We start from the raw sequence: 13,267 nt of genomic DNA, 5'->3' as shown, positions 1-13,267 counted from the left end.
CCGGGGCCCGACTTTCGCCGGAGAGATCGGAATAAGGCCAAAGCCTAGAAGTTATACCCCACCGACAGCCGCACTGACCGGCCCAGGATCGGCCGAGCGTTAGCGCCGCTGGTCGAGCGCGGGTCGCCTTCGGTCAGGCCATGGCTGTCGGTCAGGTTGTCGGCGGCGACCTGAACGCTGAAGTCGCCGACGTTGAAGATCGCGCCTAGATCGACCTTGGTGTAGCCGTTGAGCTTCTGGGTGTTGGCGTTGTCGCCCCAGCGATCATCCGCCGCGCTGACCGTGCCGTAGAAGGTGGTGGCCACCGACCCCAGCTGGACATCGTAGCTGGGCGTGAAGCGGATCTGCCAGTTGGGCTGGCGCTGAGCGCTGTTGCCCTTGTTGGCCACGATCGACGACTTCTTGATCTCGGTCTTCTGCAGCGTGCCGTTCAGCGCCAGCGACAGGCCGAAGTCCGAGCGCCAGCGGCCGTCCAGCTCGATGCCGCGCGCCTTGTTGGCGTTGGTTTCGAGCACGCCGCCGACGTCGGCGAACTTGGCCCCGTCGAAGCTGTTGGCGAAGCCGGTGGCGTACAGCTCGAACGGCCCCGAGCGCAGCTTGTAGCCCAGCTCGTACTGTTTGACGCTGAGGGTGTCGGTCAGGTTTTCGCGAAAGTTGTCGAAGCTGGGGAACTTGTAGCCCTTGGAGTAGCGGGCGAAGACGCCGGATGTTTCGGAGAGATCGTAGTTCAGGCCGGCCGTGTAGGAGAGCTTGCTCTTGCTGTAGTCGACCGTGCGGATGGCCAGTCCGTCGGGATAGCCATTGCCGTCGTCGACGACATAGTCGGTGTCGAAGGTCTCGTGGCGCGCGCCGACGTCCAGGCGCAGGCGCTCCATGATCTGCCAGGAGTCGGCCAGGTAGAAGGCGTTGACCTTGCCGTCGCCGTTCGAGTTCAGGCCATAGGCCCAGCACCCCGAGCCACTGCCGGCCGTCGCGAGGTTGGCGCAACTGACGTTGGCCGCCAGGTAGTCGCCGTTGGCCTTGACCTGCATCGGCTTGAAATTGCCGATCGTCCAGAAGTCGTCCGACGAGAAGCTGGAGGCGTAATAGCCGGCCGAGATCGAGTGGCCGCCGATCTTCTTGTTGACGCTGAAGTCGTTGACGAAGGCCTCGATGTCCTTCTCGACGATCCAGGCGCCCCAGTTCTGGACGTAGGCGCCCGCGCCCAGGGTCGCGCCGCCGCGGGTGCGGACCGGACCGCCGATCACGGTCGCCACCGAGGCGGCCGTCACCGCCCCGCCGTCCGGCACCAGGCCATAGGTGTCGGCGTCGCCCTTGGTGAAGCTGAAGCGGTCGCGCACCGTCCAGCCGTCGCCGAACTCGTGCTCGAAGCTGCCGCCAGCCACATAGCCCTTCCAGCCCCGGCCGTGAGCCAGGTCGAAGTTGCGGGTCGTGCCGTTGGCGTGGACCTGCAGGGTCTGCTGGCGGGAAAGGTCGCCCAGCTGGGTGTACTCGCCCTTGTCGACGCCGGGCACGTTGATCGCGAACGGCAGGTACCAGGCGCCGTGGTCGTCGGTGAAGCGGGCGTAGAAGTTGACCTTGCCGCGCTCCAGCCGCTTGGTCAGGTTGACCGTGAACTGCTGGCCCCGCTCGCTGTCGAACTGGGTGTCGCGGATGCCGGGCGAGCGGGTCACGTAGCCGCCGGCCATGAAATAGAGGTCGTCGGACAGCTTGCCGCTGACCACGCCGTCGACGCGGCGCAGGCCGTAGTCGGAGGTGGTGGCCTTGATCAGGCCCTTGGTCTCCTCGCCGCCTTCCTTGAGCATGAAGTTGGTGGTCAGGCCCGGCTGGCCGTTCGAGAAGATCGGGTTGGGGCCGCCGCGCAGGGCTTCCATCCGCGAGATGGTCTCGTCGACCCGGAAGATCGACGAGTTCTCCAGGAACGACAGGGTCGAGGGCGGATAGATCGGCGCGCCCTGCAGCTGGATGGTCAGGAACTCGGCGTCGCCGGTGGCGGGGAAGCCGCGCACGAAGACGTTGGCGCCGGCCACGCCGCCCGAGGTCTCGACCCAGACGCCGGGCACCAGGGACAGCAGCTCGGCGCTGCTCTTGGGCGAGGCCTTCAGGATGTCCTGGGCGTTGACGGTGGTGACCGCGAAACTGGCCGACAGCTTGTCGACGCCGGCCCCGCCGGGGGTGCCGACGACGATCACTTCGTCGACCTGCGCCGGTTCTTCCGGACGGCTTTGCTCTACGGCGACGGCCGGCGCGGCGACCTGGCCGGCGGCGCTGGCCGAGACCAGCAGCGGCCGCTCGCGGATGGCGTAGACGCCGCTAGCCGTGGGTTGAGCCACCAGGTTCGAGCCGGACAGCAGACGGGTCAGGCCCTCGTCGGCGCTGAAGTCGCCTTTCAGCCTGGGCGCGCGCTTGCCGCGGGTCAGGCTCTCGTCGAAGGCCAGCTGCTTGCCCGAGGCCCGGCCGAAGGCGCGCAGGGCGCCGGCCAAGTCCTGGGCGGGAATGTCATAGGCTTGTTCAGCGCGCGCTTGCGCCGACACGACGCCTGGCGCGGCCAGGGCCATCAGCACGGCCGCCGAAGCGCCCAGCAACCAGCGTTGATCGAAAGACTTGCTCATTCGTCCCTCCCTCGCGCCGCTTGTTCTGTCTATCGGCGCTTTTGGTAAGTGAGACGCCTCACTCCACGGAGGACTCACCGCCGCTCGAAAAACTTTTTGGCTGGCGCTGGAACGAGCGCAGTACGGTCTCGCCCTGGCCGTTGACGGCGCGCACCGGCAGCACGGCCGTCACGCCGTCGATGAAGGCGCGGGTGTCGCCCGAGGTGAAGACGCCGCTGATCCGCAAGGACGCGACCGTCGGATCGCCGATCCGCAGCTTCTCGCGGGCGTAGCGGTTCACCCGCTCGACGGCGAGACTCATCGGCTCGTCCTGGAACACCAGCTGGCCCGTCTCCCAGGCCCCGGCCCGCGATGGATCGGCGGGCATGACCGAGGCGGCCTCGGAATTGACCTGGGCGACCAGCTCATGGTCGGGCGTCAGCGATTTCTCGGTCGGCGCGCCGTTCACCCGCAGCAACGGCGGCGGGCTGCCCTTGGCGCCCTCCCCGTCCAGCACCGCGACATGGCCTTCGTAGAGCACGACCCGCATCTGGTCGGCGACCCGTTCGACGCTGAAGGTGGTGCCGGTGGCCACCACCAGCTTGCCGCCGGCCGCGACCGAGAACGGGCGCAGCGGATCCTTGGCCACCGCGAACTTGGCGCGGCCCTGCTCCAGCCACAGCCGGCGGCGGTCGCCGTCGTAGCGGACCTTCAGCACCGTGTCGGCGTCCAGCGAGGCGCGCGAGCCGTCGGCCAGCTCGACGATGCGCCGCTCGCCCTCGGAGGTGCGATAGACGTCCGGCAAGCTGGCCCGCCAAGCCAAGCCGCCGCCCAGGGCGACGGCGACGACCACCGCCGCGGCGGCGCTCCAGATCGCCACGCGCGGGCCGGGCTTGCGGGCCCACTGCTGGCGTTGGGCGCGGCGCAGGTCGTTCAAGGCCTCGCCGCGCAGGGCGATCATGCCGGGGTGCGAGGCCTGCTCGTCCACCGCCCGCCAAGCGGCGACCGAGTCGTCCAGCAGCTCGCGGTGCTCGGGATCCTCGGCGAACCAGGCGTCCAGCTCATCCTGCTCGGCCGGCGTCAGCTCGCCTTCGGACAACCGCACACACCATTCGGCGGCCTGGTCCAGGGCGAGGTCGAGGGCGAGGTCCATCTTGTCGTCGTCCATGGGTCCGCTCATTCGCCCGCCCTCAGCTGTCGCGTCAGGTGGCCCATGGCCTTGAGGATGTGTTTCTGCACGCCGCTGGTGGTCATGCCGTAGAGGGTGGCCAGCTCGGCCTGCTTCATGCCTTCCAGCCGGTAGAGCAGGAAGATGGCCCGGGTGCGCTCGGGCAGCTCGCGCAGCACGCGCGACACCGCGCCCAGGTCCTCGCGGCCCAGCAGGATGCGGGCGGGGTCCAGCGGCTCCAGGTCGACGGGATCACCCGCCGCGATGGTGGCGCGATAGCTGGCCCGCACCCGCTCGCGCCGGTGGCGGTCGCGCAGCAGGTTGGCGGCCATCTGGAAGATGTAGGCGTCGGCATTCTCCATGGCGGGGTCCTCGACCCGGGCCAGCTTGGCGAACAGCTCCTGGGTCATGTCCTCGGCGTCGCTGTGGCTGGCCGCGCGGCGCATGAAGAAGGCCATCAGCGCTGGCCTGTAGCGCCGATCCAAACCCCGAAGATCGTGTGGCGTCGCCTGCCGCACCGCTGGAACCTCGCCGAGCCTGATACCGCTCCCTGCAACACATGACGCGCGGGGTCGCAGGACGCACACCAGCACTCGCGAAGTTTTTTGGCCAGGGCTTCGTGCGGCGGGTTCGGAACTCGCGTCGCCGGCGCATCGTTGGCGTCCCGATGCGGATCGCCACCTTCAACATCAACGGCGTGAATGGCCGGCTCGCCGCCCTGCTGCGCTGGCTGGACGAGAACAAGCCCGATGTCGCCTGCCTGCAGGAGCTGAAGGCGCCGCAGGACCGGTTTCCGGAAGCGGCGATCCGCGAGGTCGGCTACGGCGCGATCTGGCACGGCCAGAGCGCCTGGAACGGCGTGGCGATCCTGGCGCGCGGCGACAAGCCGGTCGAACGCCGCCGCGGCCTGCCCGGCGATCCGGACGATCCGCACAGCCGCTATATCGAGGCGCAGGTCGGCGAGCTGATCGTCGGCTGCCTCTACGCGCCGAACGGCAATCCCGCGCCGGGGCCGAAGTTCGACTACAAGCTGAAATGGTACGCGCGGTTCCTGCTGCACGCCGAGGAGCTGCTGGCCGAGGAACGGCCGGTGGTCCTGGCCGGCGACTACAACATCATCCCCACCGACCTGGACGTCTATGTCCCCGACCGCTGGCGCGACGACGCCTTGTTCCGGCCGGAGGTTAGGACCGCTTACCGCTACATGCTCGACCAGGGCTGGACCGACGCCCTTCGGACCCTGCATCCGGACGCGCGGATCTACACCTTCTGGGACTATCTGCGCCGCCGCTTCGACCGCGACGCCGGCCTGCGGATCGACCACCTGATGCTGAACCCGATCCTGGCCCAGCGCCTGGTCGCCGCCGGGGTCGACCGCCACGTGCGGGCTCGCGAGAAGCCCAGCGATCACGCGCCGGTCTGGGTGGAGTTGCGGGACTAGAACCCCAATCCCTGTCATCCCGGGCGTAGCGCAGCGAAGACCCGGGACCGCAACAGGCTCTGAGTTTGCGGCGGTCCCGGATCGGCGCGCTACGCGCTTGTCCGGGATGACAGTTTTTAAGGCCTAAGCCGCCAGCAGCTCGTCCGCCGGGCCGAAGAACTCGTAGTGGATGCGGTCGGACGGCACGCCCGCCGCGACCAGGCCGCCGACCAGGCCGCGCAGGAACGGCTTGGGGCCGCACAGGTAGAAGTCGGCGGTGTCGAACGGCGTCTCGGCCTTCAGCCAGTCGATCGAGATGAAGCCCTCGACGTCGTGGGTCTGGCCCAGCACGTCGGCCGCGCCCGGCTCGCTGTAGAAGGTGGCGACCTTGGCGTGGCCGTGGGCGGCGGCCAGGATCTTGACCTGCGCGCCCAAGGCGTGGACGTCGCCGTTCAGCGCGCCGTGGATGAAGTGGGCTTCCAGTTCCGGATGGTCGGCGGCGATGGCCTCCAGCATGGCCACCATCGGCGTCAGGCCGACGCCGCCGCTCAGCAGCACCACCGGACGCGCGGCGGCCTTGAAGTGGAAGTCGCCGGCCGGCGGGGTGGCCATCAGAACGTCGCCGACCTGGATCGTGTCGTGCAGGTGGCCCGAGGCCAGGCCCTTGTCCTCGCGCTTGACCGAGATGCGATAGGTCTCGCCGTTGGCGGCCTGCGAGATCGAGTAGTTGCGCTTGACGCCCTTCTCGGTCGGCGTGTCGAAGGTGAAGGTCAGGTACTGGCCGGGCTTGTGGGCCACGACCTTGCCGCCGTCCTGGGGCCTCAGCACGAACGAGGTGATCACCGCGCTCTCGCGGACCTTCTGCTCGACCACGAAGGCGCGCCAGCCGTTCCAGCCGCCCTCCTGGGCCTCGATCTCCTGGCGGATGCCGGCTTCGCGGCCCATTAGGATGTTGGCCAGGGCCCAGTAGGCCTCGCCCCAGGCCTGCAGGATCTCGTCGGTGGCGGCGTCGCCCAGCACCTCCTTGATCGCGCCCAGCAGGGCCGTGGCGACGTAGGGATAGTGCTCGGGCAGGATGTTGTAGCCGATGTGCTTCTGGGCCATGCGCTCGACGGCCGCGCCCAGGACGCCCAGATTGTCGATGTTCTTGGCGTAGGCCAGCACCGCGCCCGCCAGGGCTTTCACCTGCGCGCCCGACTCCTGGTTGGCCTGGTTGAACAGGGCGCGGATGTGGGCGTCCTGGAACAGGCGCGCGTACATCGCGGTGGTGATCGCCGCGCCGTGCTCGGCCAGGGCCGGGACCGTGGCCTTGACCAGGGAGATCGTCTTGTCGCTCAGCGGGGTCGTCATGGGGCGCGCTCTTCTTGATAAGATGCAGATGAAGTGCATCTATATCCAAGGCCAAGCTGGAACAAGAAAAGATGCTCCTTAAGTACCTGTTTAAGCCGGCCCGGCTCGACGCCGCCGATCCGGACCTGTAAGCGACCCTTGCGATGCGCCTGACCCGCTACACCGACTACGCCATCCGCGTGCTGCTGCACCTGGCCGCCCATGACGGCCAGACGGTCTCGATCCAGGAGATCGCCCGCGCCTACGGGATTTCCAAGGACCACCTGATGAAGGTGGTGCAGCAGCTGTCAAAGGCCGGCTTCGTGGCCGCCCAGCGCGGGCGCGGCGGCGGGCTGCGGCTGGGCCGGCCCGCCTCGGAGATCCGCATCGGCGATGTGGTGCGCCAGACCGAGGACGGCTTCCAGCTGGTCGACTGCGCCAGTTGCAAGGTCGCGCCGGTCTGCGGCCTGCCTCGCACCCTGAACGAAGCCACCGCCGCCTTCCTGGCCGTGCTGGACGCCCAGACCCTGGACCGCATCGTCGCGGACCAGGCCGCCGCGCGCAGACTGCTGGCCCTGGCTTCGTAGCCATTGCAGCGCTTCATCATTTCCATTATTCTAGAAATATGGAAATAAATCTGGCGATCGACCGCTTATCGGCCCTGGCCCACCCCGCGCGCCTCGCGGCCTTCCGCCTGCTGATCAAGGCCGGCGCCGACGGCCTGCCCGCCGGCGAGATCGCCCGCCTGACCGGGGTCCCGCCCAGCACCCTGTCGAGCCAATTGGCCATTCTCGAGCGCGGGGGCTTGACCCGTTCGCGGCGCGAGGGCCGGTCGATCCTGCACGCGGCCGACTACGCGGCGATGAGCGCTCTCGTCGCCTACCTGGCCGAGGACTGCTGCGCCGGCGCGCCCGAGGGCTGCCTGCCGACCACCGCCTTCGCGTGCCCGTCGTGAGTTCGCCGAGCCGCCGCCTGGTCGCGGAAGGCCTGGGCACGGCCATGCTGCTGGCCGTGGTGGTCGGGTCCGGGATCATGGGCGAGCGCCTGGCCGGCGGCAACGTCGCCATCGCCCTGCTGGGCAACACCCTGGCCACGGGCGCGGCCCTGGTCGTGCTGATCTGGATCTTCGGCCCGATCTCCGGCGCCCACTTCAACCCCGCGGTGACCCTGGTCGCGGCGCTGCGGCGGGACTTGCCGTGGCGCCTGGCCCTGGCCTATCCGGTCGTGCAGGTCGTCGGCGCGGTGCTCGGCGTCTGGGCCGCCCACGCCATGTTCAACGAGCCGATCCTGCAGCTTTCCACCAAACTGCGGGCGGGAGGCTCCCAGGCCTTCGCCGAGGTCGTGGCGACCTTCGGGCTGGTCGCCACGATCCTGGGGACGGTGCGCTTCCGGCCCGAGGCCACGCCGATGGCGGTTGGCCTCTACATCACCGCCGCCTACTGGTTCACGGCCTCGACCTCGTTCGCCAACCCGGCCGTGACGGTGGCGCGGAGCCTGTCGAACACCTTCGCCGGCATCGCGCCGTCCTGCGCCCCGGCCTTCATCCTCGCCCAGTTCGTCGGGGCCCTGCTCGCGGCGGGCGTCTTCGGCTGGCTTCTCAAGACGGACAAGACCCCATGACCGACACCCCCTTCCCCGTCACCATCTTCCACAATCCCAAGTGCGGCACCTCGCGCAACGTCGTGGCCATGGTCGAGGCGGCCGGCTACGCACCGACCATCGTCGAATATGTGAAGCAGGGCTGGAGCCGCGAGCAGCTGCTGGACCTAGCCGCCCGGTCTGGCCTGACGGTGCGTGAGCTGATGCGCGAGAAAGGCACGCCCGCCGAGGAGCTGGGCCTGCTGGACGAGAACGTCACCGACGCCGCCATCCTCGACGCCATGGTCGAGCACCCGATCCTGGTAAACCGCCCGATCGTCGCGACGCCCAAGGGCGTGGCGCTGGCCCGGCCGTCCGAGAAGGTCCTCGACCTGCTGGAGAACCGCCCCGAAAGCTTCACCAAGGAAGACGGCGAGGTCGTCAAGCTCTAGCATTTCGTCCGCACACGGACACCGTCGTAAAACTGTCGTTAAACTGTGACAAAAGCCCGGTCATCGGTCCGGCATGCTCCCCCAAGTCCACCGGACGACACAGGATTTGACGACATGAACAAGCTCATTGGCGCGGTCGCGACCGTCGCCCTGCTCGCCGTCGCCGACAACGCCTACGCGGCCCGCGACTATGTCTGGGCGGCCGGCTCCTCGACCGTGTTCCCGTTCTCGACGCGCGTCGCCGAGAACTATTCGAAGAAGACCGGCAAGAAGTCGCCCAAGGTCGAGAGCCTGGGCACCGGCGGCGGCATCAAGATGTTCTGCGGCGGCGCGGGCGAGAAGTTCCCCGACATCGCCAACGCCTCGCGCCCGATGAAGAAGTCCGAATTCCAGGCCTGCCAGAAGGCCGGGGTCAAGGACATCGTCGAGATCAAGATCGGCTTCGACGGCATCGTCGTGGCGGTCGACAAGAAGGGCCCGGACTTCAACTTCAAGCTCGAGCAGCTGTACCTGGGCCTGGCCGACCAGACCCTGCGCGGCGGCCAATTGGTCAAGCAGCCCTACAAGAACTGGAACGAGGTCGGCCCCGGCTTGCCCAAGGCCCGCATCCTGGCCTATGGCCCGCCGCCCACCTCGGGCACCCGTGACGCCTTCATCGAACTGGCGATGGAAGGCGGGGCCGCCAAGCTTTCGACCCTAGCCAAGCTGAAGGCCGACGACGAGAAGAAATTCAAGGCCACCGTCTCGCCGATGCGCACCGACGGCGGCTGGATCGACGCGGGCGAGAACGACAACGCCATCGTCGGCACGATCGAAAAGACCCCGAACGCCCTGGGCGTGTTCGGCTACTCGTTCCTGGAAGAGAACGCCGCCCGCATCAAGGGCGCGTCGGTCAACGGCGTGAAGCCCTCGCCCCAGACGATCGCCAGCGGCCAGTATCCGCTGTCGCGCTCGCTCTACATCTACGTGAAGAAGTCGCAGGTCGGCGTGACCCCCGGCCTGAAGGAGTTCGTCACCGAATTCGTGTCGGACGCCGCCACCGGTCGCGGCGGCTATCTGCAAGGCCGCGGCCTGATCCCGCTGCCGCCGCCGCAGCACCAGGCGATGAAGGGCAAGGCCGGCGCTCTGCCGCCCATGCCGATGCCGAAGGACTAGGCGCCTTCAGGCGGAAGACTTCGAAAGGCGGTGGCTTCGGCCGCCGCCTTTTTCATTTCGACGGGGCGTCATGGCCGTATGGCTTGGCGTCGTCGCAGATCTCCTCCCAGGGCGGCTTGTCGGGCGCGTATTCATGGAAGTCCATCCGCACGCCGGGATCATCGTCCAGGCAGTTGGCGGCGATGGCCACCACCCGCGTCCCGTCCGGGTCGCCCAGCGAGGTGCCGCAGCGCCGGCAGAAGGCGCGGCTGAACGTCATCGGCGGCTTGGGCTGGTAACGGACCAGCAGCTCCCTGCCCGCCAGCCAGTGGAAGGCTTCGGTCCGGACGTAGACATAGGTGCTGGAGCCGGCCTTGCGGCAGCGCGAGCAGTGGCAGGCCCCCATCATGGCCGGCGGCTCGAACAGCTCGAAGCGGACGCCGCCGCAGCAGCAACTTCCCTTGATCGTCAATACGCATCTCCTTGAACCCTCAAGGAAACTGCGCCCCCCCTGTCGCCAGCTTGGTGTCAGCAGGGTGTGGGGAACGGCTGAGGCGGGTTGTCGCGGATGGGCCGGCCTATTGGGGAGGGCTGGCCGTCACGCCCTGCTGGTCGGCGCTCGATCGGCTGGTGGCGCTCTGGGTCGTGTTCCCCGCCTGCTCGACGCCCGTCGCCGATGGCGGCGCGCCGCCCTGAGCTGTCGCTCCGGCCGCGGCGTCGGACCTCTGGGCGTCTTGCCGCTGGGATCCCACGCCATTGGGAGCCGAAGCGGCGGCGTTGTCGCTTTGGCTGGCCGGCGTGGGCTGGGGATTGGTCTGGCGTGAGCAGGCCGTCGCCAGCAAGGTCGCGGCCGTGATCAGCAGGACTCGTCTCATCGTGAGCTCCTTTTTCGCTGATCTGGTGACGTCGAAGGCGTGGTCGGCGTTGCGCGCGACCTCATTTGTTTCGCCGAGAGATCGCTGACCTAGGGGCGCGCCCGCGAGGTCATGCCGGCGGCGGCGGCGTCGTCGGCCACTTGCGGGTCCAGCGGCTGGGGCTGGGCGGCCGGGCGGTCAGCGCGGGCGGCGGCCGCGGGAACCTCGGCGATCGGCGCGGAGGTCTCCATCTTGTGCGGAGCTGGCTGGGACGAGATCGACTTGGCGCTCATGGCCGCGGTCGCGGCGTCGTCGGCGGCGGTGCGAACCTCGGACGGACCGTCCTCGTAGCCGCCGCCGCTGGAGGTCAGGAACAGGATGGTCCCGAACGTCGCCAGAACCCCGACGATGAAGCCAAGAATGACCCAACCGAACGGATTGCCGCGACGCTCGCTCATCTAACTCTTCCCTATTAGGTCCCCGACCACTTGCGGACGGGACCGACGTCGACGTGCACGAACTTGCTGCTGGGATAGTAACCCACGCCGCCGCGTCCGAGATCCAGCGCCGCGGCCCTTACGTGTTCGAGCGCGACGTCCTCCAGATAGATGTCCATGGCCTTGCCGTCCATGTGCAAGCTGCGCTTGGCGACCTCGCCGCTGCGTTCGGACAACAGCTTGTTGGTCGCCGGCGAGCGATAGCCGGAGATAACCTGGAACGGGCTCTTGGCCTCGGTCTTCTTGGCGATCTGGTCGAGGATGTCATAGAGGCCCGGATTCATCGGGTGGACCTCGTCGTTGCGGTAGTCGCGCAGCACCTTGTTCAAGGCGTGGACGGCGTCGGGAACGTAGGCGCCGTTCTCCCAGTAGACCGCTTCAAGCTTTTCGCCGGTGTGGATGTTGTGCAGATGGACCCAGCGCGGATCGACCACCGCCTTGACCAAGGGCGGATCGACAGGCGTCGGCCGCAGGGCGACCGGCGGCGCGGCCGGCGGAACCGGAGCGGCCGTGGGGATTTTCCCTTCCAGGATATCGCCGATGATGTCGTCGTCGGCCCGCGCCGCGAGCGGTAGAAGTCCGGCCCCGAAAGCGCCCAGCCCCCACTGGAGCAGCTTACGTCGATGCATGAAAACGCCCTTACCCGACACTAAACGCCGGCAAGGACACCCCATGAAGATTAAGAAAGCAAGCTGAGCAGGGTCAGAGTGCGGCGATCCGCTGCACCAGCTCGCGATCCCAGCCATACGGGTCCTGGCGGAAATTCACCTGCCCGTCAGGGGTCACATAGGCCGTCCAGTACAGCAGGAAGACCGCGATCTGCTGGGGCAGCTTGGCCCGCACGGTGTCGCCCGACGCCAGGGTCTCGTCGATCTTCTCGGGCGTCCAGAGCGGGTCGTCCTCCATCAGCGCCTTGGCCAGCTCGATCGGCTTTTGCAGCCGCACGCAGCCGTGGCTGGCCAGACGGCTGAAGCTGTCGAAGCGGGCGCGGCTGGGCGTGTCGTGCAGATAGACGCCGTAGGGGTTGGCGAAATCGAACTTCAGCTTGCCCAGGGCCGCCTTGGGGCCGGCCTTCTGCTGCAGCCGCGAGCCGCCGTCGCCCGTGGGGATGACGATGAAGTCGTTGCGGCGCAGATAACCCGGGCTGGCCTTCTCCTTGGGCCACAGCTCCTTGGCGGCGATCGAGGACGGCACGTTCCACGGCGGGTTCAGCACGATGGAATGGATCATCGACGACAGCATCGGCGTCTCGTCGCCCGGCCGCCCGGTGACCGCGCGCATGGTCAGGGTCGGGGTGTCGTGGTGGAACACCGACAGGATGGCGGCGGCGACGTTCACCTGGATGCGGTCGGCCGGCAGCACCTGCGGCAGCCAGCGCCAGCGCTCCATGTTGGCGACGATCTGGTCGATGCGCCGCTCGACAGGCGTGTTCAGGGCGTCCAGCGTCTTCTTGTCGACGATGCCGTTCGGATTGAGGCCGAAGCGCTTCTGGGCCCGCTGCACGGCCTGGGTCAGGGCGGCGTCGAAGATCGGCGCGGCGTCGACGGCGATGGTCGGGTCCTCGGCGGCCAGGCGGGCCTCCAGCGCCACGACCCGAGCGCCCGTCGCGCCCTCCTTCAGGTCCGGGCCGGGCGTCAGCGGCGCCCAACCGCCCCGGGCGGCGATGTCGCGATAGGTGGCGAGGCCCGTGCGCAGGGTCTGATAGCCGGTATAGGGCGGCGGCAGGCCGTCCAGCCACTCGGCCAAACGGTCCTGCTGCGCGGCCAGGACGAAGTCGGCCGTCGGGTCATAGGGCGCGGGGCGCAGGCCCCACTCGTTCATGAAGCCGCTGGCCGGCAGGCGTCCCGTGCGCACGGCGCGGGCATAGGCCAGGGTCAGGCCGATCAGCTGGTTCTGGCCGGCGGCGCGGGCGGCCGGGTCGCGGCTCAGATAGAGGCTGACGGCCTGGTCGGGCGCGAAGGCGCCCAGTTCGAAGCCGTGGGTATAGGCGTCGCCCAGCACCCGGCGCAGCACCTCCACCTGGTCGGCGCGCAGCTGCACGCTGGACAGGTCCGGCTGGAAGATCGACGTGCGCGGCGCCTGGATCAGCGGAACCGACTGCAACGGCCGGCCGCCGGCCAGCGGCGGACGCTGCGACTGGGCCTGGACCGGCGCGAAGGACAGAAGGCACAGCGCCGTCGCCAGGACGCCGCAGGATCTCGAAACTCGCATCACCGTCGAACAGCCCGCCGCACACGCGCGGCC

The 13,267-nt window shown here is 68.6% G+C and carries 15 protein-coding genes; 6 read left to right on the top strand and 9 right to left on the bottom strand.

What is annotated here, in order from left to right:
- Positions 1-44: 44 nt before the first annotated feature.
- Genes ASC70_RS02165 through ASC70_RS02155 form a run of 3 tightly spaced genes read right to left on the bottom strand, consistent with a single transcriptional unit; the run spans position 45 to position 4,277 of the window.
- Positions 45-2,612 (bottom strand): TonB-dependent receptor, encoded by a 2,568-nt coding sequence (locus ASC70_RS02165; RefSeq protein ID WP_056046045.1) that lies wholly within the window; start codon positions 2,610-2,612, stop codon positions 45-47.
- Positions 2,613-2,670: 58 nt separating this feature from the next.
- Positions 2,671-3,759 carry a FecR domain-containing protein gene (locus ASC70_RS02160; RefSeq protein WP_156396098.1) on the bottom strand — a complete coding sequence of 363 codons (1,089 nt, stop codon included), beginning with the start codon at positions 3,757-3,759 and terminating at the stop codon, positions 2,671-2,673.
- Positions 3,760-3,767: 8 nt separating this feature from the next.
- On the bottom strand, positions 3,768-4,277 hold the full coding sequence (locus ASC70_RS02155) for an RNA polymerase sigma factor (RefSeq protein ID WP_056046042.1): 510 nt from the start codon (positions 4,275-4,277) through the stop codon (positions 3,768-3,770).
- Positions 4,278-4,426: 149 nt separating this feature from the next.
- On the opposite strand from ASC70_RS02155, the gene xth reads away from it, so the two are divergent.
- On the top strand, positions 4,427-5,200 hold the full coding sequence (gene xth / locus ASC70_RS02150; protein ID WP_056046040.1) for an exodeoxyribonuclease III: 774 nt from the start codon (positions 4,427-4,429) through the stop codon (positions 5,198-5,200).
- Between the two features lie 123 nt (positions 5,201-5,323).
- Here the strand turns inward: xth and hmpA are convergent, their stop codons facing one another.
- A complete protein-coding gene (gene hmpA, locus ASC70_RS02145) occupies positions 5,324-6,529 on the bottom strand; it encodes an NO-inducible flavohemoprotein (protein WP_056046038.1) in 1,206 nt (401 codons plus the stop codon).
- 143 nt (positions 6,530-6,672) lie between these two features.
- On the opposite strand from hmpA, the gene ASC70_RS02140 reads away from it, so the two are divergent.
- The 5 genes from ASC70_RS02140 (at position 6,673) to ASC70_RS02120 (ending at position 9,693) form a co-directional block, all read left to right on the top strand.
- Positions 6,673-7,095 (top strand): Rrf2 family transcriptional regulator, encoded by a 423-nt coding sequence (locus ASC70_RS02140; RefSeq protein WP_056046037.1) that lies wholly within the window; start codon positions 6,673-6,675, stop codon positions 7,093-7,095.
- A gap of 38 nt (positions 7,096-7,133) precedes the next feature.
- Positions 7,134-7,463, top strand: a complete 330-nt coding sequence (locus ASC70_RS02135; protein ID WP_056046035.1) for a helix-turn-helix transcriptional regulator — start codon at positions 7,134-7,136, stop codon at positions 7,461-7,463.
- Positions 7,460-8,128 (top strand): MIP/aquaporin family protein, encoded by a 669-nt coding sequence (locus tag ASC70_RS02130; RefSeq protein ID WP_082539792.1) that lies wholly within the window; start codon positions 7,460-7,462, stop codon positions 8,126-8,128. The genes ASC70_RS02135 and ASC70_RS02130 overlap by 4 nt, the downstream gene beginning before the upstream one ends.
- The gene (arsC, locus tag ASC70_RS02125) at positions 8,125-8,538 is read left to right on the top strand and encodes an arsenate reductase (glutaredoxin) (protein WP_056046033.1); all 414 of its coding nucleotides are present in this window, start codon (positions 8,125-8,127) and stop codon (positions 8,536-8,538) included. Before ASC70_RS02130 ends, arsC begins: the two co-directional genes overlap by 4 nt.
- A gap of 114 nt (positions 8,539-8,652) precedes the next feature.
- The gene (locus ASC70_RS02120) at positions 8,653-9,693 is read left to right on the top strand and encodes a substrate-binding domain-containing protein (RefSeq protein ID WP_056046031.1); all 1,041 of its coding nucleotides are present in this window, start codon (positions 8,653-8,655) and stop codon (positions 9,691-9,693) included.
- A gap of 52 nt (positions 9,694-9,745) precedes the next feature.
- Here ASC70_RS02120 and ASC70_RS02115 read toward each other — a convergent pair whose 3' ends face one another.
- From ASC70_RS02115 to ASC70_RS02095, 5 genes are all read right to left on the bottom strand, one after another.
- Entirely contained in the window at positions 9,746-10,144 is a 399-nt protein-coding gene (locus ASC70_RS02115) for a GFA family protein (protein WP_056046029.1), read from the bottom strand.
- Positions 10,145-10,250: 106 nt separating this feature from the next.
- Positions 10,251-10,547: a hypothetical protein gene (locus ASC70_RS02110; protein ID WP_056046026.1), complete on the bottom strand. Its 297-nt coding sequence runs from the start codon at positions 10,545-10,547 to the stop codon at positions 10,251-10,253.
- 89 nt (positions 10,548-10,636) lie between these two features.
- Complete coding sequence (locus tag ASC70_RS02105) at positions 10,637-10,984, bottom strand: hypothetical protein (RefSeq protein WP_056046024.1); 348 nt, start codon at positions 10,982-10,984, stop codon at positions 10,637-10,639.
- A gap of 14 nt (positions 10,985-10,998) precedes the next feature.
- On the bottom strand, positions 10,999-11,652 hold the full coding sequence (locus ASC70_RS02100; protein ID WP_082539695.1) for a DUF882 domain-containing protein: 654 nt from the start codon (positions 11,650-11,652) through the stop codon (positions 10,999-11,001).
- 73 nt (positions 11,653-11,725) lie between these two features.
- Positions 11,726-13,237, bottom strand: coding sequence for a murein L,D-transpeptidase (locus tag ASC70_RS02095; RefSeq protein ID WP_056046022.1), 1,512 nt, complete (start codon positions 13,235-13,237; stop codon positions 11,726-11,728).
- Between the last annotated feature and the right edge of the window lie 30 nt (positions 13,238-13,267).

This window comes from Caulobacter sp. Root343 (assembly GCF_001425745.1).
In the GTDB taxonomy this organism is placed as follows: domain Bacteria; phylum Pseudomonadota; class Alphaproteobacteria; order Caulobacterales; family Caulobacteraceae; genus Caulobacter.
This window is presented reverse-complemented; position numbering and strand designations above follow the sequence as displayed.